General features: G+C 58.0%; 23 protein-coding genes. 15 read left to right on the top strand and 8 right to left on the bottom strand.

Annotation, left to right across the window (positions count from 1 at the left end; translation table 11 throughout):
• Nucleotides 1-104 precede the first annotated feature (104 nt).
• The 8 genes from EE896_RS15320 (at nucleotide 105) to uraH (ending at nucleotide 6,473) form a co-directional block, all read left to right on the top strand.
• Nucleotides 105-890: a transporter substrate-binding domain-containing protein gene (locus EE896_RS15320; RefSeq protein WP_003852569.1), complete on the top strand. Its 786-nt coding sequence runs from the start codon at nucleotides 105-107 to the stop codon at nucleotides 888-890.
• Between the two features lie 10 nt (nucleotides 891-900).
• Nucleotides 901-1,569: an amino acid ABC transporter permease gene (locus EE896_RS15315; protein WP_008924825.1), complete on the top strand. Its 669-nt coding sequence runs from the start codon at nucleotides 901-903 to the stop codon at nucleotides 1,567-1,569.
• On the top strand, nucleotides 1,569-2,225 hold the full coding sequence (locus EE896_RS15310; RefSeq protein WP_033742952.1) for an amino acid ABC transporter permease: 657 nt from the start codon (nucleotides 1,569-1,571) through the stop codon (nucleotides 2,223-2,225). The genes EE896_RS15315 and EE896_RS15310 overlap by 1 nt, the downstream gene beginning before the upstream one ends.
• On the top strand, nucleotides 2,206-2,937 hold the full coding sequence (locus EE896_RS15305) for an amino acid ABC transporter ATP-binding protein (protein ID WP_008924827.1): 732 nt from the start codon (nucleotides 2,206-2,208) through the stop codon (nucleotides 2,935-2,937). Before EE896_RS15310 ends, EE896_RS15305 begins: the two co-directional genes overlap by 20 nt.
• A gap of 220 nt (nucleotides 2,938-3,157) precedes the next feature.
• Complete coding sequence (locus tag EE896_RS15300; RefSeq protein ID WP_039659280.1) at nucleotides 3,158-4,393, top strand: pyridoxal-phosphate-dependent aminotransferase family protein; 1,236 nt, start codon at nucleotides 3,158-3,160, stop codon at nucleotides 4,391-4,393.
• Nucleotides 4,390-5,643 (top strand): allantoate amidohydrolase, encoded by a 1,254-nt coding sequence (gene hpxK / locus EE896_RS15295; RefSeq protein ID WP_039659006.1) that lies wholly within the window; start codon nucleotides 4,390-4,392, stop codon nucleotides 5,641-5,643. The genes EE896_RS15300 and hpxK overlap by 4 nt, the downstream gene beginning before the upstream one ends.
• 3 nt (nucleotides 5,644-5,646) lie before the next feature.
• Nucleotides 5,647-6,141, top strand: coding sequence for a 2-oxo-4-hydroxy-4-carboxy-5-ureidoimidazoline decarboxylase (gene uraD, locus EE896_RS15290; protein WP_140916033.1), 495 nt, complete (start codon nucleotides 5,647-5,649; stop codon nucleotides 6,139-6,141).
• Nucleotides 6,138-6,473: a hydroxyisourate hydrolase gene (uraH, locus tag EE896_RS15285; protein WP_003852574.1), complete on the top strand. Its 336-nt coding sequence runs from the start codon at nucleotides 6,138-6,140 to the stop codon at nucleotides 6,471-6,473. The genes uraD and uraH overlap by 4 nt, the downstream gene beginning before the upstream one ends.
• An 11-nt stretch (nucleotides 6,474-6,484) precedes the next feature.
• Here the strand turns inward: uraH and EE896_RS15280 are convergent, their stop codons facing one another.
• Both EE896_RS15280 and EE896_RS15275 read right to left on the bottom strand, forming a co-directional pair.
• A complete protein-coding gene (locus EE896_RS15280; protein WP_140916032.1) occupies nucleotides 6,485-7,252 on the bottom strand; it encodes an amidohydrolase in 768 nt (255 codons plus the stop codon).
• Entirely contained in the window at nucleotides 7,240-8,400 is a 1,161-nt protein-coding gene (locus EE896_RS15275; RefSeq protein ID WP_140916031.1) for a pyridoxal phosphate-dependent aminotransferase, read from the bottom strand. Before EE896_RS15275 ends, EE896_RS15280 begins: the two co-directional genes overlap by 13 nt.
• A 332-nt stretch (nucleotides 8,401-8,732) precedes the next feature.
• Between EE896_RS15275 and EE896_RS15270 the strand changes: the two genes are divergently transcribed.
• Genes EE896_RS15270 through EE896_RS15260 form a run of 3 tightly spaced genes read left to right on the top strand, consistent with a single transcriptional unit; the run spans nucleotide 8,733 to nucleotide 10,571 of the window.
• Nucleotides 8,733-9,347 carry a methylthioribulose 1-phosphate dehydratase gene (locus tag EE896_RS15270; RefSeq protein ID WP_003852577.1) on the top strand — a complete coding sequence of 205 codons (615 nt, stop codon included), beginning with the start codon at nucleotides 8,733-8,735 and terminating at the stop codon, nucleotides 9,345-9,347.
• Nucleotides 9,344-10,027 carry an acireductone synthase gene (gene mtnC, locus EE896_RS15265; RefSeq protein WP_003852578.1) on the top strand — a complete coding sequence of 228 codons (684 nt, stop codon included), beginning with the start codon at nucleotides 9,344-9,346 and terminating at the stop codon, nucleotides 10,025-10,027. Before EE896_RS15270 ends, mtnC begins: the two co-directional genes overlap by 4 nt.
• A gap of 1 nt (nucleotide 10,028) precedes the next feature.
• Complete coding sequence (locus EE896_RS15260; protein ID WP_003852580.1) at nucleotides 10,029-10,571, top strand: 1,2-dihydroxy-3-keto-5-methylthiopentene dioxygenase; 543 nt, start codon at nucleotides 10,029-10,031, stop codon at nucleotides 10,569-10,571.
• A gap of 55 nt (nucleotides 10,572-10,626) precedes the next feature.
• Here the strand turns inward: EE896_RS15260 and mtnA are convergent, their stop codons facing one another.
• Entirely contained in the window at nucleotides 10,627-11,649 is a 1,023-nt protein-coding gene (gene mtnA / locus EE896_RS15255; protein ID WP_110411627.1) for an S-methyl-5-thioribose-1-phosphate isomerase, read from the bottom strand.
• Nucleotides 11,650-11,770: 121 nt separating this feature from the next.
• Between mtnA and mtnK the strand changes: the two genes are divergently transcribed.
• The gene (mtnK, locus tag EE896_RS15250) at nucleotides 11,771-12,970 is read left to right on the top strand and encodes an S-methyl-5-thioribose kinase (protein WP_140916030.1); all 1,200 of its coding nucleotides are present in this window, start codon (nucleotides 11,771-11,773) and stop codon (nucleotides 12,968-12,970) included.
• Between the two features lie 375 nt (nucleotides 12,971-13,345).
• On the opposite strand, the gene fadE is transcribed toward mtnK, so the two are convergent.
• Nucleotides 13,346-15,796: an acyl-CoA dehydrogenase FadE gene (gene fadE, locus EE896_RS15245; RefSeq protein WP_003851151.1), complete on the bottom strand. Its 2,451-nt coding sequence runs from the start codon at nucleotides 15,794-15,796 to the stop codon at nucleotides 13,346-13,348.
• A gap of 253 nt (nucleotides 15,797-16,049) precedes the next feature.
• Here fadE and lpcA point away from each other — a divergent pair, with 253 nt between their 5' ends.
• Nucleotides 16,050-16,628, top strand: coding sequence for a D-sedoheptulose 7-phosphate isomerase (lpcA, locus tag EE896_RS15240; protein ID WP_003851153.1), 579 nt, complete (start codon nucleotides 16,050-16,052; stop codon nucleotides 16,626-16,628).
• A gap of 49 nt (nucleotides 16,629-16,677) precedes the next feature.
• Nucleotides 16,678-17,445 (top strand): class II glutamine amidotransferase, encoded by a 768-nt coding sequence (locus EE896_RS15235; protein ID WP_003851154.1) that lies wholly within the window; start codon nucleotides 16,678-16,680, stop codon nucleotides 17,443-17,445.
• Here the strand turns inward: EE896_RS15235 and dpaA are convergent.
• Nucleotides 17,416-18,162: a peptidoglycan meso-diaminopimelic acid protein amidase gene (dpaA, locus tag EE896_RS15230; protein WP_008924835.1), complete on the bottom strand. Its 747-nt coding sequence runs from the start codon at nucleotides 18,160-18,162 to the stop codon at nucleotides 17,416-17,418. The genes EE896_RS15235 and dpaA overlap by 30 nt on opposite strands.
• A 244-nt stretch (nucleotides 18,163-18,406) precedes the next feature.
• Here dpaA and dinB point away from each other — a divergent pair, with 244 nt between their 5' ends.
• The gene (gene dinB, locus EE896_RS15225) at nucleotides 18,407-19,462 is read left to right on the top strand and encodes a DNA polymerase IV (RefSeq protein ID WP_008924836.1); all 1,056 of its coding nucleotides are present in this window, start codon (nucleotides 18,407-18,409) and stop codon (nucleotides 19,460-19,462) included.
• 36 nt (nucleotides 19,463-19,498) lie between these two features.
• On the opposite strand, the gene EE896_RS15220 is transcribed toward dinB, so the two are convergent.
• The 3 genes from EE896_RS15220 to EE896_RS15210 are packed head-to-tail and all read right to left on the bottom strand — an operon-like array spanning nucleotide 19,499 to nucleotide 23,095.
• The gene (locus EE896_RS15220) at nucleotides 19,499-20,566 is read right to left on the bottom strand and encodes a sugar ABC transporter substrate-binding protein (protein WP_039659017.1); all 1,068 of its coding nucleotides are present in this window, start codon (nucleotides 20,564-20,566) and stop codon (nucleotides 19,499-19,501) included.
• A 25-nt stretch (nucleotides 20,567-20,591) separates the two neighbouring features.
• The gene (locus EE896_RS15215; RefSeq protein WP_008924838.1) at nucleotides 20,592-21,593 is read right to left on the bottom strand and encodes an ABC transporter permease; all 1,002 of its coding nucleotides are present in this window, start codon (nucleotides 21,591-21,593) and stop codon (nucleotides 20,592-20,594) included.
• Nucleotides 21,590-23,095, bottom strand: coding sequence for a sugar ABC transporter ATP-binding protein (locus EE896_RS15210; protein ID WP_008924839.1), 1,506 nt, complete (start codon nucleotides 23,093-23,095; stop codon nucleotides 21,590-21,592). Before EE896_RS15210 ends, EE896_RS15215 begins: the two co-directional genes overlap by 4 nt.
• Nucleotides 23,096-23,394 lie beyond the last annotated feature (299 nt).

Genomic DNA, 23,394 nt, shown 5'->3' with positions numbered 1-23,394 from the left:
TCTGCCGCTTAACCCTTTTTTTGTTGCCGCCCGGATTGGCACATTAGTTGCAGATTGCATGTCAAAGAATCTTTTGTTTCACGTTAATCTCACCGGGGTGCATAATGAAAAAAGTTTTAATGGCGGTAGCAGCTGCAGCATTACTGATGGCTCAGGCGGGAAGTGCGCTGGCCGATCAACTGCAGGACATCCAGAAGCGCGGTGTCATCCGCGTCGCTGTGCCGCAGGATTTCCCACCCTTTGGCTCGGTCGGCACTGACCTGCAGCCGCAGGGGTATGACATCGACACGGCGAAATATCTGGCAAAGCAGATGAAACTTAAGTTGCAGCTGGTGCCGGTCAGCAGTGCCAACCGCGTGCCTTATCTGCAAACTGACAAGGTCGATCTGGTTATCTCCAGCATGGGTAAAAATGCCGAGCGTGAGAAAGTGATCGACTTTACACGTGCCTATGCGCCGTTCTTCCTGGGCGTATTTGGTCCGAAAGGTGATGAGATCAAAGCGGCGTCGGCGCTGAGCGGCAAGTCGATTGGCGTCACGCGCGGTGCGGTAGAAGACATGGTGCTCAGCGACGTTGCGCCGAAAGATGCGCAGATAAAACGCTATGAAGATAACAATACCACGTTGTCTGCCTATCTCTCCGGTCAGGTGCAATATGTCGCCACCGGTAACCTGGTGGTTGCCGCGATTGCACGCCAGAATCCGGCTAAAGCGCCTGTCGCGCAGTTTATGCTGAAAGATTCACCCTGCTTTATCGGCCTGAAGAAAGATGAGCCTGCGCTGAAAGCGAAAGTCAATGCGCTGATTGAGCAGGGCATCAAAGATGGCACTCTGAATAAACTGTCAGAAGAGTGGCTCAAAGCGCCGCTGCCCGCCAACCTCGGCGCCTGAGGACGGATTCATGACCGGGCAACTTAACTTTCCCGCCCTGTGGCCCTACTGGCCGGAGCTGCTCTCCGGTCTGTGGGTCACCCTCCAGCTGACGGTGCTGGCGACGACCGGTGGTGTGGCGCTGGGCATTGCGGGCGCGGCGCTGCGCAGTGGCAAACCCAGCTGGATGAGCCGCCTGTGGGGCATCTATGTCGAGCTGATCCGCAATACGCCGTTTGTGGTGCAACTGTTCTTTATTGTTTTCGGTCTGCCTGCGCTGGGGCTGAAACTCACCGCTGGCGAGGCGGCGCTGCTGGCGATGCTGATCAACCTTGGCGCTTACAGTACCGAGATCATCCGTGCCGGAATTCAGGTAACGCCCAAAGGGCAGTGGGAAGCAGGCCGGGTGCTGGGATTAACCCGCAGCCAGACATTTTTGCGGGTGGTGTTGCCACCTGCGCTGCAGCGCATTTACCCGGCGCTGGTCAGTCAGTGCATCATCGTGATGCTGGGGTCGTCGGTGGTGTCCCAGGTTTCTTATGAGGAGCTGACCTTCGCCGCTAACCTGATTCAGTCGCGCACCTTCTTAAGTTTTGAGGTCTATCTGGTGACCACGCTGATCTACCTGGCGTTGTCGATTGCGATGCGCCATCTGCTGCTGGCAATTGGCCGTAAATGGTTTGGAGTGCAGCCATCATGATGACGACCTTTACTGACTGGGACATCCTGCGCAACCTGCTGCTGGCGGCGCGCTGGACCCTGTTACTGTCGCTGGTGGCCTTTGCCGGCGGAACGCTGGTAACGCTGCCACTGCTGTTTCTGCGTCTGCTGCAACGCAAGTGGCTGACGCGCGTGATACGCGGTTACACCGCGCTGTTTCAGGGCACGCCGCTGCTGATGCAGCTGTTCCTGGCATTTTTCGGCGTCGGGCTATTCGGCATTGATGTCGCGCCCTGGACCGCAGCTTCGCTGGCATTGACCTTCTACACCAGCGCCTTTCTGGTGGACATCTGGTACGGCAGCATTCGCGCCCTGCCGAAAGGGCAGTGGGAAGCGTCGCGCTGCCTCGGCCTGACCTTTGGTCAGACGCTATGGCGGGTGGTGGCACCCCAGGCGATCCGCATCGGTATCGCGCCGACCGTGGGCTTTGCCGTGCAGGTGATCAAGGGGACCGCGCTGGCCTCAATTATCGGCTTCATTGAGCTGACTAAGGCGGGCACCATTCTGAACAATGTGACCTATCAGCCGTTTAAAGTCTTTGGGCTGGTGGCGCTGGGCTACTTCCTGATGTGTTATCCGCTGTCTCGCTACAGCCAGTATCTGGAGAAAAAATTCAATGCCGCTCATCACCATTAATCAGGTGCAAAAATATTACGGCGACAACCATGTGTTGAAAGGCGTGGATCTGGATATCGACATGGGCGAGGTGATCTCGATCATTGGTCGCAGTGGATCCGGCAAAAGCACGTTGCTGCGCTGTATGAACGGGCTGGAAGGCTATCAGGAGGGCAGCATCAAGCTCGGCGGGATGACGATTACCGACCGTGATTCGCAGGCGCGTGAAATCAGCCGCTCGGTCGGAATGGTATTTCAGAGCTTCAACCTGTTCCCGCACATGACGGCGCTGGAGAACGTGATGCTGGCGCCGCGCCGGGTGCTGAAGAAAAGCGAGGCCGAGTGCCGGGCGCTGGCGGCGCAGATGCTGGAAAAGGTCGGGCTGGGTGAACGTCTTGACTACTATCCTGCCAGCCTCTCTGGCGGTCAGCAGCAGCGCGTGGCGATCGCCCGTGCGCTGGCGATGACGCCGAAAGTTTTACTCTGTGATGAGATCACCTCCGCGCTCGATCCTGAACTGGTGGGCGAAGTGCTTAAAGTTCTGGAGCAGCTGGCGGCAGAGGGAATGACGCTGATCCTCGTCACCCATGAAATGAGCTTCGCCCGCGACGTGGGCGATCGTGTGGTCTTTATGCATCAGGGGCGCGTCTGGGAGCAGGGCGACAGTAAAACGCTGTTCGCCCAGCCGCAGACGCCGGAGCTGAAGCAGTTTATCTCTTCGGTTCGTCTCTAAATGTTTAGTTTGACAGGCGTTTATTGTTGCAGACAGTCTGACCACGGACAGCGCGGAACAACCGGAGCGTACACGAAGTACGTGAGGATGACTCGCTGTGCTCGCCCCTTCAGGGCCGCCCTTACGGGCGTTCAGGTTGCTAAAGCAGCCTGTGTGAGCACTGCCCGGGGCCAGAATGGCAAATAAAATAGCCTGTCGGGCATCAGAAAAGGAAATGATGATGAATATAACACAATACCCGCAACTCAATCCGCCACAGCGTCTGCTGATGGGACCGGGACCGATCAACGCCGATCCCCGCGTGCTGCGCGCCATGTCGAGCCAGCTGCTGGGTCAGTACGATCCCGCGATGACCCACTACATGAACGAAGTGATGGCGCTCTATCGCGGCGTGTTCCGCACAGAGAACCGCTGGACGCTGCTGATTGATGGCACCTCTCGTGCCGGCATCGAATCGATACTGCTCTCCGCTATCCGCCCTGGCGACAAAGTGCTGGTCCCGGTGTTTGGCCGCTTCGGTCATCTGCTGTGCGAAATTGCCCGCCGCTGTCGTGCGGACGTTCACACCATCGAAGTGCCGTGGGGCGAAGTCTTTACCCCGGACCAGATTGAAGATGCGATCAAAAAAGTGCGGCCACGCCTGCTGCTGACCGTGCAGGGCGATACCTCGACCACCATGCTGCAGCCACTTGAGCAGCTGGGGGCGATCTGTAAACAGTACGGCGTGCTGTTCTACACCGATGCCACCGCGTCGCTGGCGGGCAACCCGCTGGAAACGGATGCCTGGGGACTGGATGCCGTATCGGCGGGGATGCAGAAATGCCTGGGCGGCCCATCGGGCACGTCGCCGATCACCCTGAGCGCAGAGATGGAAGCGGTGATCCGCAAACGCAAATGCGTGGAGCAGGGGATCCGCACCGAGGCGCATCAGGATGGAGATGATGAAATGATCTACTCCAACTATTTTGATCTCGGCATGATCATGGATTACTGGGGGCCGGAGCGGCTTAACCATCACACCGAAGCGACCAGTGCGCTGTTTGGCGCCCGCGAGTGTGCCCGTCTGATCCTGCAGGAAGGGCTGGATAACGGCATCGCCCGTCACAAACTGCATGGTGAAGCGATGCTGAAAGGCATTCAGGGAATGGGGCTGGAGACTTTTGGCGATCTGAAAAACAAGATGAACAACGTGCTGGGCGTGATGATCCCGTCAGGTGTCAACGGCGATCAGGTGCGCAAACTGATGCTGGAGGATTTCGGCATTGAGATTGGCACCTCATTTGGTCCGCTGCATGGCAAGGTGTGGCGCATCGGCACCATGGGTTACAACGCGCGCAAAGATTGCGTGATGCAGACGCTATCGGCGCTGGAAACAGTGCTGACTCATGTTGGTTATCGCACGCCGCAGGGCGCGGGTGCGCAGGCCGCCTGGGATCACTACGGGAGCCAGGCATGATGATGAGTGCCAGCGAAGCTCAGGCCGCTGCACAGCGCGTGATGGCGCGCTGTGATGCGCTGGCAGCGATCAGCGAAACGGCTGAGGGCCTGACCCGCGTCTACCTGTCGGCGGAACATCTGCGCGCCAACGCCTGCGTCGGTGAGTGGATGCAGGCAGCGGGGATGCAGGTGTGGCAGGATGAAGTCGGCAATATCTGTGGGCGCTATGAGGCGGCAGAAGCGGGTGCGCCTGCGCTGCTGCTCGGCTCCCATCTCGATACGGTGCGCAACGCCGGCCGCTACGACGGGATGCTGGGAGTGCTCAGCGCCATTGAAACCGTACAGTGGCTAAATGAACATCAGCGCCGCCTGCCGCTGGCCATTGAGGTGATTGGCTTTGGCGACGAAGAGGGCACCCGTTTTGGCATTACGCTGCTTGGCAGTCGCGGGATTACCGGCAGCTGGCCGCAAAGCTGGGTGACACATCCCGACGGCAATGGCATTACTGTCGCGCAGGCGATGGCCGATGTTGGTCTCGACAGCGACAGGATCGCATCTGCGGCGCGGCGGGTTGAGGATATCGTCGGATATCTTGAGCTGCACATCGAACAAGGCCCCTGTCTGGAGCAGGAAGATCTGGCGCTGGGTGTGGTCACGGCGATTAACGGTGCGCGCCGCCTCAACTGTCGTTTCACCGGCGAAGCGGGCCATGCGGGAACGGTGCCGATGACGCATCGCAAAGATGCGCTGGCCGCCGCCGCCGAGTGGATGGTGTTTATCGAGCAGGCCACCCGTGAGCAGGATCCGCAGCTGGTCGCGACTGTGGGCACGATTAACTGCGCGCCGGGTGCAGTGAATGTGATCCCCGGCGAGGTATCGCTGTCGCTGGACGTGCGCGGTCCGCTGGATAATCCGCTGGAGACGCTGCTCTCCAGCCTGCTAACGCAGGCTGAGGCGATTGCGCTGCGTCGTGGACTTCGCTTCGAGTCGAATGAATATTATCGCATCGGTGCTACCGCCTGTGACTCCGCGCTGCAACAGGCGCTGAGCCATGCAGTGGAAACGGTGCAGGGTCGCAGTCTGTCACTGCCGAGCGGGGCCGGGCACGACGCTATCGCTATCGCTGAACGCTGGCCGGTCGGCATGTTATTTGTGCGTAACCATCGCGGCATCAGTCATCATCCGGCAGAGTCGGTGGCGGTTGACGATGTGGCTCCTGCGCTGCAGGCTTATCTGGAAGCGGTCTCGCTGATTGCCGGACGGAGTTAAAATATGGAGTTAGCCACATTTAATCAGCTGTCAGCTGACGAGGCGCAGTCGGCCATCCGGCACTGTGTGGCGATCCCGCACTGGCAGCAGTCGATGGTGGCGGGCCGGCCTTTTGCCACCATTGAGGCGCTACTGGCCACTGCCGATGCGCTGGCTCGCCAGTGGCAGCAGCCCGAGCTGGAAGCGGCCTTGTCAGCACATCCCCGCATTGGCGAACGCGCGGACGGCGCGGACAAAGAGTCTGTACTGTCGCGCGGGGAGCAGTCCGCGATGCAGCAGGCCGATTATGCTCTGCAACAGGCGATGCAGCAGGGGAATCAGGCGTATGAAGCGCGTTTTGGCCGGGTGTTTCTGATTCGTGCCAAAGGGCGCAGCGGCGAACAGATGCTCGCAGAGTTGCAGCGTCGGTTGCAGAATAGCGATGTTACCGAGCAGCAGGAGGCGCTGGATCAACTGCGTGAAATTACCCTGTTACGCCTTAAGGAGACGATTCAATGAGCACTGTGACCACCCATATTCTCGACACGGCGCTGGGTAAACCGGCCAGCGGCGTGGCGATTTCACTGGAGCAGAACAGCCCGGAAGGCTGGTTTCCGATTTCACAGGGTGAAACGGACAGCGACGGGCGTCTGAAAGATCTGACGCCTGAGCCGCTGACGCCGGGCCACTACCGTTTAACGGCGGAAATCGGCGACTATTTTGCCGTCGCCGGTCGGGATGCGCTCTACGTCAGTGCACAGATCGATTTTATGATCGCTGAGGCGGGCAGCCATTTTCATCTGCCATTTCTGATTTCGCCCTGGTCCTGGTCAACTTATCGCGGCAGTTAACCGGCGGTGGTTTACAGCGAAAACCGGTCTGCATCCTGCCAGGCCGGGAAGCGCTCGCGGTAAGCCTGAAGCGCGTCCAGTGACAGCTCGGCATCCAGCCGGGCGCGCTGATGCGGCTCGGCCGCGCTGAGGATCTCCCCCTGCGGTGAGACAATCTGGCTGTCGCCACTGTAGTGATGCTGATTGCCATCGCTGCCAACGCGGTTACAGCCTGCCACGTAAGCCTGATTTTCAATCGCCCGCGCTAACAGCAGCGCCTGCCAGTGCAGCGCACGTGGCGCAGGCCAGTTGGCGACATAGAGCGCCAGATCGTAATCATTGCGGTTGCGCGAGAAGACCGGGAAGCGCAGGTCGTAACAGATTTGCGGCAGAATGCGCCAGCCGCGCCACTCAAACACCTGACGCTGTTCGCCGGGCTGATAGTGGTGATGCTCGTCCGCCATACGAAACAGGTGACGCTTGTCATACTGATGCAGCGTGCCATCCGGCTCGACCAGCAGAAAGCGGTTTACCGCGCCGTGTTCTGTCTGAATTGCCGCGCTGCCGCCGACCAGGGCATCGGTGCTGCGGGCATGCTGGTGCAGCCACTCAACCACCTGCGCCTCTGGCAGCGAGCTTTTCGCCGCCTCCATCGCAAAGCCGGTCGTAAACATCTCTGGCAGGATAATCAGATCGCGTCCGGTAAGTCCGGCCAGCTGCGCGTCAAAATGGCGCAGGTTGGCCTCGCCATCCATCCAGCTCAGCGTCTCCTGCAATAGCGTGATTTTCAAAGCTGACATAAACGCTCCGCGGCGGCATCTAATGTCGCCGGCTGTTTGGCAAAACAGAGGCGGATCAGTTTATGGGGGAAAGCATCGGCGCAGAACACCGACAGGGGTATCGCGGCGACGCCGACTTCACGGGTCAGCCACTGGCAGAAACTGACATCATCCCGATCGGAGATGGCGCTGTAATCGACCAGTAAAAAGTAGGTCCCTTCGCAGGGCAGAACCTTAAAGCGGCTGTTGCTCAGCGCCGTGGCCAGCCGATCGCGGCGATCGCGATAGAACGCTGGCAGCTCAAGATAGTGTTCCGGATGCTCACGCAGCATATCGGCGATTGCCAGCTGCGCCGGGGTATTCACCGAGAAGGTCAGGTATTGATGCACTTTGCGCAGTTCAGCGCTGATCGCCGCAGGCGCAATGCAATAGCCCACTTTCCAGCCGGTCATGTGGAACGTCTTGCCAAACGACGACACCGCGATGGCGCGCTGACGCAAATCAGGATGGGCCAGCACACTGGCGTGGCCCGCCTCATCGAAGCAGATGTGCTCATAAACTTCGTCGCTCAGCACATAAACCGGGTGCGCCGAAATCGCCTGCCACAGCGCGGCGAAATCGGATTGCTGCCAGACGGTAGCGGTAGGGTTGTGCGGCGTATTCAGAATCACCAGCCGGGTTTTGTCACTCAGCAGTGCAGCAAACGCCTGCCAGTCCACCCGAAAAGCGGGCGGCTGCAGCGTAATGCGTTTCATCACGCCGCCAGACAACTCCACCGCAGGCGCATAGCTGTCGTAGCTGGGATCAAAGCAGATCACCTCATCGCCCGGCCGCACCAGTGCGGTAATCGCCGCATAGAGCGCTTCAGTTGCACCCGCTGTCACCGTAATCTCCACGTCAACATCCGGGCGGTAATCATAAAGTCGCGCGGTTTTTTCAGCTATCGCCTCGCGTAACGGCAGCGCACCGGTCATCGGCGCATACTGATTCGCGCCCTGGCTGACGTGATACGCCAGCCGCTGCTGTAGATAGTCCGGGCCGCTGAAATCGGGAAAGCCCTGAGAGAGATTGATGGCGTTATGCTGCTGCGCCAGCGCACTCATCTGGCTGAAAATCGTGGTGCCGAGTAAGGGAAGTTTACTCTCGGGGATCAGGTTGTGCTGCGTCATGGTGTCAGGCCTTAAGCGCGAAAATTGATGCGGTGTCACCCGGTGTTTGTGCCACTATAAACAGGATGGTAGTATTTGGCAATCAAGACGCTTAGACGGCTAAATGCTTCATGCTCCGCGCGTCAGCGGTGTTGGCTGCACTTGCTTACCCGAGTCACTTACTCATGTAAGCTCCCCGGGATAAGCGCGCTTGCCGCCTTGCTGACACACGGATCATTTCGCATTTACATGCGCCATGTTACACACTGTCCATTTAGCATTTGCATGCGTCATGATCCGCGCGTCAGCAGCGTTTGCTTACCCGGGATTACATTTCACCGTAAGGAACCTTTATGTCGCAGAGTCTTCCGTTAGATCAGCTGGTCGCCGCCTGTCACTGGATTGGCGAAAAAGGCTGGGCACCGGCCACCGGCGGAAATATGTCCGTGCGCCGCGATGAACATGTCTGCCTGCTGAGTGAATCGGGCAAAGATAAAGGCACGCTGACGCGGGATGACTTTATTGAGGTCGATATCGCCACCAGCCAGTCGCTCTCTGGCCGTAAGCCGTCGGCAGAAACCGGCCTGCACACGATGATCTATCGCCTCTTTCCTGAGGCGGGCGCGGTGCTGCACACCCACACGGTGAATTCGACCGTGCTGTCGCGGGTGGAGCAGGGTGCGGCGCTATTGCTGCACGGCTATGAGATGCAAAAATCGTTAAGTGGTCAGCATACTCACCTGGATACGCTGGCGATTCCCGTGTTCGACAATAGCCAGGATATCGCGGCGCTGGCGTCAGAAATTGAAGATTACGCCGCACGTTTTCCGCTGCGTTACGGTTTTCTGCTGCGCGGCCACGGCTTAACCTGCTGGGGCCGGGATGTCAGCGAAGCCCGCCGTCATCTGGAAGGTCTGGAATTTTTATTTGAATGTGAACGTCAACGTCGCCTGCTGGAGAAAGCATGATTCGCGCCATTGTTACTGATATCGAAGGCACTACCAGCGATATCCGCTTTGTACATAACATCCTGTTTCCCTATGCCCGCAAGCATCTGCCGGATTTCCTGCGTGAAAATGCGCACCAGCCGGACGTGGCGGCCGCACTGCAGTCGGTGCGCGAAGAAGCTGGTCAGCTGCAGGCCGATCTGGCTGGCGTCACAGATATTCTGCTGGGCTTTATGGACCAGGATCGCAAATCGACCGGCCTGAAGGCGCTGCAGGGCATGATCTGGCGTGATGGCTACGTGAACGGCAGTTTTACCGGTCATCTCTATCCCGACGTCGTGCCTGCGCTCAGCCGCTGGAAGGCGCAGGGTATTGAACTTTATGTATATTCCTCCGGCTCGGTTGCGGCGCAGAAATTGTTATTTGGCTACAGCGACGAAGGTGATATTACTGGCCTGTTCAGTGGCTATTTTGACACCCACGTCGGCGCCAAACGCGACGTCGCGGCTTATCGCACTATCGCTGCTGACATTGGCCAGCCAGCGGAGCAGCTGCTGTTCCTCTCCGATATTCATCAGGAGCTGGATGCCGCCGCAGAGGCGGGCTGGCAGACGTTGCAATTACTGCGTGGCGATGCGGACAATGAGAGCCGCCATCGTCAGGTGACGGATTTTTCCCAGATTAACCCGGAGTCGATTTAGCATGAGCGCACTGACTATTTTTACCGACCGTGAAGCCAGCCAGCCGGTGTGGCACAGCACTGACGCGGAAGCGATTCGTGACCGCCTGAATGCCAAAGGTGTCCGTTTCGAGCGCTGGGAAGCCGATCGTGATTTGGGTGAAAATCCGGATCCCGAAACGGTGATCAACGCCTATCAGCATGCGATTGATCGGCTGGTGGCGGAAAAGGGCTATCAGAGCTGGGATGTGATCAGCATGCGTGCTGATAACCCGCAGAAAACCGTGCTGCGGGAGAAATTTCTCAATGAACATACGCACGGCGAAGATGAAGTGCGTTTCTTTGTCGAGGGGGCCGGGCTGTTCTGCCTGCATCTGGATGGCGAGATCCTGCAGATCCTCTGCGAAAAAAACGATCTGATCTCAGTGCCAGCAGGAACGCCGCACTGGTTTGATATGGGGTCGTCACCCCATTTCACGGCTATCCGTATTTTCGACAATCAGGAAGGCTGGGTGGCGAACTTTACCGGCGATAAGATAGCGGATGCCTATCCGCGTCTGGCGTAATCTGTCAGCCTGTTATGCGAGGCGTCTGCCATAGCGGCAAACGCCTCGCAGACCATTACTGCGGCTGGAAGATGCCGTCCTGTACCTGGTCAGGCGTCACCACGCCGGTGTCCAGCACCCAGCCGCTGATCAGCGCCGCTGGCGTCACGTCAAACGCCGGGTTATAAACCCAGGCTGCTTCTGGCGCCCACTGCACGCTGCCAAAACTGCCTGCAACGCCCGTCACTTCGCTGGCGGCGCGCTGCTCAATGGGAATCGCTGCGCCGTCAGGGCAGCTGCGATCCAGCGTGGTATGCGGGGCCGCCACGTAGAACGGGATCTGATGATAATGCGCCAGCACCGCCAGGCTGTAGGTGCCGATCTTATTGGCGACATCGCCATTGGCGGCAATGCGGTCAGCGCCGACCCACACCGCATCTACGTCGCCACGGGCCATGAGGCTGGCGGCCATGGAGTCGGTAATCAGGGTGTAGGGAACCGCCAGCTCGCCCAATTCCCAGGCGGTTAAGCGGCCGCCCTGTAACAGCGGACGGGTCTCATCAACCCAGACATTCTTAATCAGGCCCTGCTGATGGGCGCGGGCAATGACGCCCAGCGCGGTGCCTACACCCGCCGTTGCCAGCCCGCCGGTATTACAGTGAGTCAGCAGCTGGCTGTTGGGTTTCACCAGCGTGCAACCCGCATCAGCGATGGCATCACACAGTTGCTTATCCTCCTGCACCAGCCGCCAGGCTTCCTGAGCCAGCGCAGGAGCAAAGTCCGGCTGGGCCAGCGCCCCTTTCATTCGGTCAAGATTGTTCATCAGGTTGACGGCGGTAGGGCGCGCAGCGCGCAGGGTCTCCAGCGCCTGAGCCAGTTCAGCGCGCGGCTGCCCCTGTTCTGCCAGCAGCGCCAGCAGCAGTGAGGCAGAGAGGCCGATTAGCGGCGCACCGCGCACCCGCAGTGCATGAATATGTTCAATCAGTTGAGGCACGCTGTGTGCGGGCAGCCAGTTCTTCTGCTGCGGCAATGCCTGCTGATCCAGAATCCAGAGCTGATTGTCACGAACCTGTAAGCTGGTGGTTTGAAGTGTCTGCATTGTGGGTGAAATCCATGTTGCGTTAATGATGCGTATTGTGCCAACATGCTGAACGGATGTATAGACGTCTGAACGGCTTATTACACCTGAGTGACCCCCTTCGAATGATGAGGAACAGGCAATGTCGCAATACCGTACCTTTACTGCTGCTGATGCTGTGGAATATGCCCGACAATTTGGCGGCGTGGACAATCCTGCCGCGCTGAGCAGCGCAGAAGAGATTGGTGATGGCAACCTCAACCTGGTGTTTAAGATTTATGACGATCAGGGCATCAGTCGCGTTATCGTCAAGCAGGCACTGCCTTATGTGCGCTGCGTGGGGGAGTCCTGGCCGCTGACGCTGGATCGGGCGCGGCTGGAAGCGCAGACGCTGGTCGAGCACTACAAATATTGTCCGCAGCACACGGTGAAGATCACCCATTACGATGCGGAGCTGGCGGTGATGGTGATGGAAGATCTCTCCAGCCATCGCATCTGGCGTAGCGAGCTGGTGAAGGGCGCTGACTACCCGGAAGCGGCTCAGCAGTTAGGCAACTATCTGGCGCAAACCCTGTTTCATACATCCGATTTCATCCTGCATCCGCATCAGAAAAAAGCGGAAGTGGCGCGTTTCATCAATCCGGAAATGTGTGAAATCACTGAAGATCTTTTCTTCAACGATCCTTACACCAATCATGAGCGCAACAGCTATCCTGAAGCGCTTGAACCGCTGGTCGCCAGCCTGCGTAATGATGATGCCCTGCGCATCGCGGTGGGCGGTCTTAAGCATCGTTTCTTTGCTCACGCCGAAGCACTGCTGCATGGGGATATTCACAGCGGCTCGATTTTCGTTGCTGACGGCAGCCTGAAAGCGATTGATGCGGAATTTGGCTATTTTGGTCCCATCGGTTTTGATGTTGGTACTGCGGCAGGCAACCTGCTGATTAACTACTGCGGCCTGCCAGGTCTGCTGCCTCCGCGCGAAGCCGCCGATGCCCGCGAGCAGCGCCTCAGCGATGTGCATAAACTCTGGACGACCTTTGCTTCAGGCTTCCTGGCGCTGGCGGCAGAGAAAACCCGCGATGAGGCGCTGGCTTATCCAGGCTATGCGGAAGCGTTTCTGCGTAAAGTATGGGCCGATACCATCGGTTACTGCGGCACTGAGCTGATTCGCCGCACGGTGGGAATGTCACATGTGGCGGATATGAAGCTGATTGCCGATCCGGCGATGCGCACTGACTGCATCCGTAATGCGATTAACCTGGGTCGCACGCTGATTCTGGCAGCCGATCACGTCGAAGATGTGGATGCGCTGATTGCCCGCATCCGTCAGGCAGGATAAAAAAAGCCGACATGATGTCGGCTTTCAGGTAAATCAAAAGCTGGCTATAAGAGTGTGCCCGCGCCGGTAACAGGGACAGATCGGAAAGTCGCTAAAGCCATCCCTGGCTCGCTCGGCCCGCGTCGTCCTGACGCGGGACGCTTTCCTCTTCTGACCCTGTTCCCTGCGCTTTGGGCTTAATTATTGCGGCCAGATTTCCCCTGATTTGGCATAGTGCCGCCCTACTGATGAAGAGCGCTGAACTTCAAGCGATGGGACCATACGCCTGGAATAAAGCATCGCGGGCCATGGATGGCCCGCGCTGAGCATGCAATGGATGGCGTTTTTGCGTCTTTACGGAAGGCGTATGCTCCCTGAGCCGATGCAACGCTAACCCTATGCCGCCTCACTCGCGCGTGATGCAGGCTGAGGGGCTTTCTCGGGCACCGGGACTGCCAGTGCCTCCGGCTCAAACTCATCGACGTTAATCGAACGCAGACGGCTGACTTCGGCACGCTGCAACACTTCCGCCTCTTTGGCATCAATCCAGCCCTGATCCAGCGCACGCTTCGCCAGCGCGTCCAGACGGGTAAAGGAGAGGTGCTGCTTCGTCTGTTTGCACAGCCTGTCATGAATCACTTCTGCCGCCATCACATCCTGCAGCGCCTGTTCCAGCTGACCGGCAGGGTTATGTTTACTCGGCGTCAGGTACATGCCACGGCCCAGTCGGCTGCGGGTGGCTGACGGCTGCTGCAGCATTTTTGCCAGCTGATGATCCAGACGGTCAGACGGAGCAGGGCAGTGATGACCGCCAGCGAAAATCGTCATCCGCAAGGCGCCCGCCACCAGACGGTTCGGGAAGTTACGCAGCAGATCGTCAATAGCCACTTCTGCCTGATGCAGTGCATCCTGTACGCCCCAGTGAACCAGCGGCAGATCGGCTTCGTTGCGACCTTCATCGTCATAGCGTTTCAGGGTTGCGGAGGCCAGATAGAGCTGACTCAACACATCGCCCAGACGCGCCGAGATACGCTCGCGACGTTTCAGGCTGCCACCCAGCACCGCCATCGACACATCAGAGAGCAACGCCAGGTTGGCACTGATGCGGTTCAGGTGCTGGTAATAACGGCGGGTGCCATCGCGGGTCGGGCTGGCGCTGGTGCGTCCGGCAGTTAAGCCCAGCCACAGGCTGCGCATCGTGCTGCTGCCCACATGACCGATATGGCTGAACAGCGCCTGATCAAACGCATTCACATCGTTGCTGGCTGCCGCCGCCATCTCCTGCAGTACATAAGGATGGCAGCGAATCGCGCCCTGACCAAAGATAATCATGCTGCGCGTCAGAATGTTCGCGCCTTCCACGGTGATAGCGATCGGCGCACCCTGATAGGCACGGGCCAGGAAGTTACTGTTCCCGAGCATAATGCCTTTACCGCCGGCAATATCCATAGCGTCGATAATGGCGCGCTGACCGCGATGGGTGCAGTGATATTTCACAATCGCCGACAGCACCGCCGGTTTTTCACCCTGCATAATGCCGGCTGTGATCAGCGTAGCGGCCGCATCCATCACATAAGCATTACCCGCAATGCGCGCCAGCGGCTCTTCAATCCCTTCCATCTTACCGATTGAGACGCGGAACTGGCGGCGGATATGGGCATAAGCACCTGTTGCCAGCGCCACACTTTTCAGGCTGCCGGTTGAGTTCGATGGCAGCGTAATGCCGCGACCCACTGACAGACATTCCACCAGCATCCGCCAGCCCTGGCCGGCCATTTCCGGACCGCCGATAATATAGTCAATCGGCACAAAGATATCGTTGCCGCGTGTCGGCCCGTTCTGGAAAGGCACGTTAAGCGGGAAGTGGCGATGGCCAATTTCCACACCGGGCGTGTTGGTCGGAATCAGCGCACAGGTAATACCAGGATTCTCATTGTCGCTGAGCAGATGATCCGGGTCGGAAAGTTTAAACGCCAGGCCCAGCACGGTGGCGATCGGTGCCAGTGTAATGTAGCGCTTGTTCCAGGTCAGGCGCATACCCAGCACCTGCTGACCTTTCCATTCGCCCATGCAGACGACGCCAGTATCGGGGATCGCGCCGGCATCTGAACCTGCTTCCGGGCTGGTCAGCGCAAAGCAGGGGATCTCATCGCCGCGTGCCAGCCGGGGCAGGTAATGATTTTTCTGCTCTTCGGTGCCGTAGTGCTGCAGCAGTTCGCCCGGACCCAGTGAGTTAGGCACACCCACAGTAATCGCCAGAATCCCGGAGACGCCCGACAGCTTTTGCAGCACACAGGCTTGTGCATAGGCAGAGAAATCGAGGCCGCCATACTCTTTTTTAATGATCATCGCGAAGAAACGATGCTCTTTCAGATATGCCCAGAGTTCCGGCGGCATATCGGCCAGCTCATGGGTGATCTGGAAATCGTTGGCCATGCGGCACGCTTCTTCGACCGGGCCATCAAGAAAGGCCTGCTCCTCGGCAGTCAGGCGTGGCTGAGGATAGTTGTGCAGCTTCTGCCAGTCCGGTTTGCCCTGGAACAGATCGCCTTCCCACCAGGTGGTACCCGCATCGATGGCCTCTTTCTCGGTGCGCGACATCGGCGGCATTACTTTCTGGAAGCGCTGAAAGATCGGCGTTGAAAAGAGGCTGCGGCGCAGCGACGGCAGGTTAAACGGCAGCAGAATGATCGCCAGTGGCAGCAGCAGCCATGGCGTCCAGAGATGCGCAACAGCCATCGCCGCAGTCCACAGCAACAGAATGGCGCTGCTGAGCCGTAACGACAGGCGGTGGTAGAACAGGGCGCCAATCAGCGCCACCGTGGCAAGTATCGAAACAACCATCATAATGAACCGCTCCAAGTAGTAAGAGGTCTGACCTGTTATGCAGAGAGGTTTAGAGCAGTTGAGAGCATTTATCAATTTGTTTACATCGCAATTACAACCTGCCTCACAAAAACCTGTTTTAGCCCATTTTTGCAGCACCTTCGGCAACAATATTCCGCGTTAGAGTCCGGACCGACGTGGCATGACGCTTTGCGCTGACCGGCCATTCCGTTAAACTTGCTGCGATTAACCTCTCCTAAAAAAGGACATCCCTATGTACCAGGACATCATCCGCTCTGAGCTCAATGAAGCTGCTGATACGCTGAATAAATTCCTCAGCGACGATGCCAATATCCATGCGATCCAGCGTGCTGCGGTACTGCTGGCTGACAGCTTTAAGGCTGGCGGAAAGGTGCTTTCGTGCGGTAACGGCGGTTCACATTGCGATGCGATGCACTTCGCCGAAGAGCTGACCGGTCGCTACCGTGAAAATCGTCCTGGCTATCCGGCGATTGCCATCTCTGATGTCAGCCACCTCTCCTGCGTCAGTAATGATTTTGGTTATGACTATGTCTTTTCGCGCTACATAGAAGCAGTAGGGCGTCCGGGCGATGTGCTGCTGGGCCTCTCAACCTCCGGTAACTCTGCCAATATCATTAAAGCGATTGAAGCTGCCCGTGCGCAGGGAATGAAAGTGATCACCCTGACCGGTAAAGATGGCGGTAAGATGGCAGGCAGTGCCGACATTGAAATCCGGGTGCCGCACTTTGGTTATGCCGATCGCATTCAGGAGATCCACATTAAAGTGATCCACATCCTGATGCTGCTGATCGAAAAAGAGATGGTGAAGTAACAGCGCTGGCCTCCCACAGAAGGAGGCCACTTAATCAGAGGCGGTAGCTATGTGCGAATTGCTCGGGATGAGCGCCAATGTTCCCACGGATATCTGTTTCAGCTTTACCGGACTGGTTCAGCGTGGCGGTGGGACCGGGCCTCACAAAGATGGCTGGGGCATTACCTTTTACGAAGATAAAGGTTGCCGTACGTTTAAAGATCCGCTGCCGAGCTTTAACTCACCGATTGCGCGTCTGGTGCAGGAATACCCGATAAAATCACATTCGGTGGTGGCGCATATCCGCCAGGCGAATCGTGGTCAGGTGTCGCTGGAAAACACCCATCCGTTTACCCGTGAGCTGTGGGGCCGTCACTGGACCTATGCGCACAACGGACAGCTCAAGGGGTATCGGCAACTGGAGACCGGCACATTCCGGCCGGTAGGCGAAACGGACAGCGAGAAGGCGTTTTGCTGGATCCTGCATCAGCTGGCGACGCGCTATCCACGCACGCCGGGCAACTGGCCTGCGGTGTTTCGTTTTATCGGGGAGCTGGCTGGCACGCTGCGGCAGAAGGGCGTGTTTAACATGCTGCTGTCAGACGGGCGATATCTGATGGCCTTTTGCTCCACCAACCTCTTCTGGATCACCCGTCGTGCACCCTTTGGCCGGGCGCAGTTACTGGATCAGGATGTGGAGGTTGATTTTCAGCAGCACACCACGCCGCATGACGTGGTGACGGTGATTGCTACGCAGCCACTGACGGCCAATGAAACCTGGCAGCGGATTGCGCCAGGTGAATGGGCGTTATTCTGCCTTGGAGAGCGCCAGGAATGAACGGGAGGCCGCTTCGGGACTGGCTAAAACCGGTGCCGGGCTGCTGTTCATCACATATTTACCGCTGGCGACGTTGACCGTCGGCGGCTGGTGATATTTAGCAAAATAAGCGTATCCGGGCTGGAGCTGCTGCCAGAAACTGGCATCGCTGGAGTAGCGGTGACGCTGCATGTTGCTGTCAGTCATGCGGAACGGATAGATGCTGATGCTGACATCCTGCTGGCCATTACGCAGCGCCGCGTTCACATAAGTAAAAATCTCATCCATATAGGCGTTCGTCATGGCATAGCAGCCAATTGACTTACAGTCGCCATGAATCATCAGGTAGTTGCCGCTGTAGCCCTGATTACGATCGAACTGATTCGGGAAGCCAATGTTGATCGCGCGATAAAAACGGCTATCCGGCTTCAGCTGATTCAGCTTCACGTTGTAAAAACCTTCCGGGCTTTTGAAATCGCCTTCACGGCGTTTCGGGCCGAGGCCGCCAGAAAAGTTACAGATGCGGTAGGTATCCAGCAGGCGGTATTCATTACCGATTTTGCCGTAGAGTTCGAGGGTGCGTTCTTCCTTGAAGATCTGGATATAGACCGGGGTACCCAGTAACTGTTTCTTTAATTCTTTGCTGACCGGTGCCGCTGTCTGGACGGGTTCGGGTGTCATTGCCATGCTGAGGGCTGGCAGTAAAATCATCGCAAACAGGAGTGCGATTTTGCCCATGCTGTGTATACCTTGAGGTGAATAGAACATGACGCAAATTGTGCGTCTCTGTTTGCATTATCGGAACTGTCCGCTATCGCAGCGCAACATTAAACATTGTCTGTTTTTTTAGCAAGACGCTGGCAGCCAGATTCGCGATTTACTGAAGGATATTCGGCCACAAATTTGTAAACTTTAATTGTGGGCGCGACAAATATTGCAGTTACCCCTGCCAACTGTATACTTATCCAGTGCCGGAGGGGGTATGCGTAAAATCATTCATGTCGATATGGACTGCTTCTATGCCGCGGTGGAGATGCGTGATAATCCCCAGCTGCGCGACATCCCGATCGCGATTGGTGGCAGCCGTGAACGTCGTGGCGTCATCAGCACCGCCAACTATCCGGCCCGCAAATATGGCGTGCGCAGCGCGATGCCAACTGGCATGGCCCTCAAGCTATGCCCGCATCTCCGTTTGTTGCCAGGACGTTTCGATGCCTACAAAGAAGCCTCCGCACAAATTCGCGACATCTTTACCCGCTACACCCCGCTGATTGAACCGCTCTCCCTTGATGAAGCCTATCTGGATGTCACCGACAGCCCGCACTGTCACGGCTCTGCCACACTGATGGCGCAGGCGATCCGCGCCACCATCTACCGTGAAACCGGGCTGACCGCTTCAGCGGGCATCGCGCCGATTAAGTTTCTGGCAAAGATTGCCTCTGACCTGAATAAGCCCGATGGGCAGTTCGTGATTACGCCGCCGGAGATGGCCGGTTTTTTGCTGACGCTGCCGCTGGCGAAGATCCCCGGTGTTGGCAAAGTCTCGGCCAAAAAGCTGGAGGAGATGGGGCTGGTGACCTGCGGTGACGTGCAGAAGGCCGATCTGGCGCTACTGTTAAAGCGCTTTGGTAAGTTTGGCCGGGTGCTGTGGGAGCGCAGCAATGGCATTGATGACCGCAGCGTCATTGTGGAGCGCGAGCGTAAATCGCTGGGGGTGGAACGCACGCTGGCGGAAGATATCAGCGACTGGGATGCCTGCCTGGAGATTATCGATTTTCTCTATGCCGAGCTGGATCGCCGGCTGACGCAGATCCGACCCGACAGGCAGGTGGCGCGTCAGGGCGTTAAACTCAAGTTCAGTGATTTTCAGCAGACGACCCAGGAGCATATCTGGCCGGTACTGAATAAAGAGGACATGATTGCCATCGCCCGGAAAACCTGGGATGAGCGTCGTGCCGGGCGCGGCGTGCGGCTGGTGGGACTGCATGTCACCATGGTCGATCCCCAGCTTGAGCGTCAACTTCTGCTGGGTCTGTAACGGTCAGCCTCACCGTTCGGCAAGGCTGACGCCGGATTATTTCTTATATTTCGCCGCCAGGGTAGCAAACCACGGCGCGACGAAATCCTCATTGCTGCCCCAGCCCGGAATGATCTTGTTCAGCGACGCGACGTTCACCGCACCAGGCTGGCTGCCGAGCTGCTGCTGAGAGATCGATGCCGCTTTAAACTGGTAAGTCGCAGGCGTCTCTTCACCGGCAATCTTCTTCGCCACCAGCCGCATATTCACCGCGCCAATGGTTTTAGGGTCGACCGCCACCGTCTGCATCCACGGGCTGTTCTTCTCACGCATCAGCTGCAAATCCTGATTCGAGACATCAATACTGTAGAGCTTGATCTCGGTCCGGCCATTCTCCTGCAGCGCTTTGTAAGCGCCCTGGCTGAAGGCATCCCAGGCACCCCAGATTGCGTCGATTTTGCCTTTCGGGTATTTCGCCAGAATCGCACCAATTTTGTTGGCGGTGTCGCCCTGTACGTCCGTTGAAACTGCGCCAATCGACTCCAGCTGATGAATGCCCGGATTTTCTTTCAGCAGCTTTTCATACACCACCTGGCGGCGTTCCATCGGCGGGAAACCGGCAACCCACAGCTTGACGATATTCGCCTTGCCGTTGAAATCATGGATAAGCTGACCCAGCGACAGCTGCGCCAGTGAAGCGTCATCCTGCGCGGTGACGGTGACGCCCGGAATCGGACTATCTACCGGCGTATCAAATACTGACAGCTTGATGCCCGCGTCGGCAATGCGCTTCACCAGGCCGCTGGCGTAGGGCGCTTTACCGTGCGACAGCACGATGCCGTCATATTTCTGGCTGATCGCCTGATTCACGAAATCCTGGAAGCGCGCATCGTCGCCGTTGCTCAGGAAGGTGCTGACTTTAAAGCCCAGCTGGCGACCCTGCTGAATGGCACCGGCCACAAACTGGGTGGTGTTGTCATCAGAGCCAAGGTTGCGGATCACCGCAATACGGATCGGGCCATCATGGCTGGCGATAGCCGCAGGCACCGGCGTGACGGTCTCCGCGAAGGCAGCGCTGGCGTTCAGCAGGCTCAGGGCCAGCAGCGAGAGTGTTATTTTTTGCATTGTTATCAACTCCGGTAAACGCGCCTCAGCGGCGCTGGATATAGGTGATCGCCAGTGCTAAAGCCAGCACCAGCCCTTTAATAATGTCCATCGCGTAGTAGGGAACAGAGAGCATCACCAGACCGTTCTGCAGCACGCCCAGAATCACCGCGCCGACCAGCGTGCCCAGCGCATTGGGCTTGCCGGAGCCGGCCAGCGAGAAGCCGATCCATGCCGCCGCGACGGCGTCCATCAGGTAGCCGCTTCCGGCGTTAACCTGCGATGAACCGATACGCGAGGCGAGCAGGATGCCGCCCAGGCCGGCCAGCAGTGAGGCGATTACATAAGCCAGCACCCGATAGCGTGTAGTGCGGATGCCGGAGAGGCGCGCTGCCTCTGGATTGCCACCCAGCGCGTACATCCGGCGACCATGTTTGGTCAGAGACAGCGCCAGCTGCGCGGCGACGGTCACCACCAGCATGATGATGACAATGGTTGGCACCTGGCCGAGCAGGCCAAATGTCGCCGGAATAGTGCCTTCCGCCATATCACCGCTCGGCAGCACCATGTTTTCAGTGATGGATCCGCCAAAGCTGTAGGTCATCGCCACACCCTGAATCACAAACAGCGTTGCCAGCGTCGCCAGCATGTCGGGGATACGCAGGATCACAATCAGGAAGGCGTTAAACAGACCGACCAGCGTGCAAAGCGCCAGGGTTATCAGGATCGCGGTGGGGGTGCCGAAGCCGTACCAGACAAACAGTGAAATCACTAACGCATTCGCCAGTGAGGCGGTCGAGCCGACCGACAGATCAAAGCCGCCCACGGTCAGTGATATCGACACGCCAATTGCAATCACCGTAACAATGGCAATCGATCGCAGAATATTGATGATGTTATTGGGTTCAAGGAAGCTGTCGGAGGCCAGGCCAAAGGCGGCAATCAGGATCACCACCGTGAGCAACATGCCCCATTTGTAGAGAAAGTCGAACAACTGGTGACGCCATGGCGAGGGTGTCAGGTTCAGGCTGGTTTCTTTGCTGCTCACGCAGGGGTTCCTCCGGTGGAATAGAGCAAAAGCGTCTCTTCAGTGACGTCGCGTGCAGCCAGCTCGGCCACGATGCGTCCATCCCAGAGCACGCAAATCCGGTCGCATAAACCGACCAGTTCAGAAAATTCACCCGACGCGTAAATAATGCCTTTCCCTTCGCGCGCCAGGTTATCGATCAGGGTGAACAGCTCGGTTTTGGCTTTAATGTCCACGCCTTTGGTCGGCTCATCGAAGATCAGCACATCCGCGTTGTTGCGCAGCCATTTGCCAATGGCCACCTTTTGCTGGTTGCCGCCGGAGAGACGTCGCAGTGTCTGTGCCGGACCGGTGGTGCGCACCTGCAACTGCCGTATAACCTGCTCTGCCCAGCGCCACGCCTGGCGATGACCAAACAGGCTCCAGTGCGAAAAGCTGTCGTCGGCGCTGACGCTGAGGTTCATTGCGACGGATTCATCAATAAAGATCCCCTCTTTGCGACGCTCTTCCGGCACCAGCGCCATACGACGACTGACCGAGTCGTGCGGCGAACGGGGCCGCCACGGCTGACCGTGCAGTTCACCGCCACTGACGCGGCTTTTGCTGGCACCAAACAGCGCTTTGCAGAGCTCGGTTTTGCCGGCACCGGCCAGTCCGGCAATCCCCAGAATTTCACCTTTATGCAGCCGCAGCGAGATATCCTGCAGCAGCTGCTCATCGTGCAATCCTTCCACCGCCAGCAGCAGTGGCTGTGCCTGTTGTTCGCGGCGGGCCGGAAAGATATCGGTCAGCTGATGGCCCAGCATCTTCTCCACGATCTGTTCGCCGCTCAGCGCCGCCATCGGGCCGGTTTCGATTAACCGGCCATCACGCAGCACCGTCAGCTGGTCGCAGATCGCTTTGAGTTCATGGATACGGTGAGAGATAAACACCACGCCGATACCGCTTGCTTTAAGACGACGCACCACGGCAAATAGCCGCTCGCTTTCGTGCTGATCCAGCGGGGCAGTGGGTTCGTCGAGAATCAGGAAGCGGCAGTGATGCGACAGCGCCCGCGCCAGCAGTATTTGCTGCTTTTCCGCCAGAGTGCAGCGCTCCACCAGCCGGTTAACGTCCAGCGCCACGTCGAGCTGAGCCAGTAAGGCCCGGGCCTGACGGCGAATCTCGCCCCAGCGATAGCGGTGGCCTGGCTCTGCCAGCCGATCCAGCAGAATGTTTTCCGCCACGCTGAGCTGCGGTACCAGGGCGACATCCACTTCCTGCTGAACCAGATGGATACCCAGCTGTTTCGCGTCACGCGGGGTGCGGATAGAAACCGGCTCCCCATCCAGCAGGATCTCGCCGCTGTAGTGACTGTGCGCGCCGGAAAGGATCGCCATCAGCGTAGACTTGCCCGCGCCGTTAGCGCCGGTCAGCGCATGCACCGAATGGCCCTCACTGCGGAAATCCACCGACGATAGCGCGGAAAAACCGCCAAAAGCGATGGAGATATTACGCATCTCAAGGCAGTTTACCCCTGGCATGTGATGATTCTCCTGAAGAAACACTGGCCGCATTTTTTCCTGAACCTTCAGGCGCGGCAACAGCCGAAAGCGCATAAGCTAGCACGAAATCTTATTAGCCATCCAGACATCTGGACATAATGGCGGCTGTGACCAGCGAAGCGTGAGAACGTGGCGGAATAGCGGAGGAAAGGGTGGAAAAAGCAGCGAATTATGCTGAGAAAAATTCGCTGCTATAAAAACAGGTTAGAGCCGGGTAGAAAGTACTTAAGAGTCAGATGCCAGCTCAGCGTCTATCCCGGCGCCCGCGATGGTAACGG

The sequence above is a fragment of the Pantoea eucalypti genome (assembly GCF_009646115.1).
Lineage (GTDB): Bacteria > Pseudomonadota > Gammaproteobacteria > Enterobacterales > Enterobacteriaceae > Pantoea > Pantoea eucalypti.
The sequence above is the reverse complement of the archived record's forward strand: the minus strand, read 5'-3'. Positions and strand labels throughout refer to the sequence as shown.

Coding starts and splice junctions, on each gene's coding strand:
- EE896_RS15320 (WP_003852569.1), top strand. CDS start 105: ATGAAAAAAGTTTTAATGGCGGTAGCAGCTGCAGCATTACTGATGGCT.
- EE896_RS15315 (WP_008924825.1), top strand. CDS start 901: ATGACCGGGCAACTTAACTTTCCCGCCCTGTGGCCCTACTGGCCGGAG.
- EE896_RS15310 (WP_033742952.1), top strand. CDS start 1,569: ATGACGACCTTTACTGACTGGGACATCCTGCGCAACCTGCTGCTGGCG.
- EE896_RS15305 (WP_008924827.1), top strand. CDS start 2,206: ATGCCGCTCATCACCATTAATCAGGTGCAAAAATATTACGGCGACAAC.
- EE896_RS15300 (WP_039659280.1), top strand. CDS start 3,158: ATGAATATAACACAATACCCGCAACTCAATCCGCCACAGCGTCTGCTG.
- hpxK (WP_039659006.1), top strand. CDS start 4,390: ATGATGATGAGTGCCAGCGAAGCTCAGGCCGCTGCACAGCGCGTGATG.
- uraD (WP_140916033.1), top strand. CDS start 5,647: ATGGAGTTAGCCACATTTAATCAGCTGTCAGCTGACGAGGCGCAGTCG.
- uraH (WP_003852574.1), top strand. CDS start 6,138: ATGAGCACTGTGACCACCCATATTCTCGACACGGCGCTGGGTAAACCG.
- EE896_RS15280 (WP_140916032.1), bottom strand. CDS start 7,252: ATGTCAGCTTTGAAAATCACGCTATTGCAGGAGACGCTGAGCTGGATG.
- EE896_RS15275 (WP_140916031.1), bottom strand. CDS start 8,400: ATGACGCAGCACAACCTGATCCCCGAGAGTAAACTTCCCTTACTCGGC.
- EE896_RS15270 (WP_003852577.1), top strand. CDS start 8,733: ATGTCGCAGAGTCTTCCGTTAGATCAGCTGGTCGCCGCCTGTCACTGG.
- mtnC (WP_003852578.1), top strand. CDS start 9,344: ATGATTCGCGCCATTGTTACTGATATCGAAGGCACTACCAGCGATATC.
- EE896_RS15260 (WP_003852580.1), top strand. CDS start 10,029: ATGAGCGCACTGACTATTTTTACCGACCGTGAAGCCAGCCAGCCGGTG.
- mtnA (WP_110411627.1), bottom strand. CDS start 11,649: ATGCAGACACTTCAAACCACCAGCTTACAGGTTCGTGACAATCAGCTC.
- mtnK (WP_140916030.1), top strand. CDS start 11,771: ATGTCGCAATACCGTACCTTTACTGCTGCTGATGCTGTGGAATATGCC.
- fadE (WP_003851151.1), bottom strand. CDS start 15,796: ATGATGGTTGTTTCGATACTTGCCACGGTGGCGCTGATTGGCGCCCTG.
- lpcA (WP_003851153.1), top strand. CDS start 16,050: ATGTACCAGGACATCATCCGCTCTGAGCTCAATGAAGCTGCTGATACG.
- EE896_RS15235 (WP_003851154.1), top strand. CDS start 16,678: ATGTGCGAATTGCTCGGGATGAGCGCCAATGTTCCCACGGATATCTGT.
- dpaA (WP_008924835.1), bottom strand. CDS start 18,162: ATGGGCAAAATCGCACTCCTGTTTGCGATGATTTTACTGCCAGCCCTC.
- dinB (WP_008924836.1), top strand. CDS start 18,407: ATGCGTAAAATCATTCATGTCGATATGGACTGCTTCTATGCCGCGGTG.
- EE896_RS15220 (WP_039659017.1), bottom strand. CDS start 20,566: ATGCAAAAAATAACACTCTCGCTGCTGGCCCTGAGCCTGCTGAACGCC.
- EE896_RS15210 (WP_008924839.1), bottom strand. CDS start 23,095: ATGCCAGGGGTAAACTGCCTTGAGATGCGTAATATCTCCATCGCTTTT.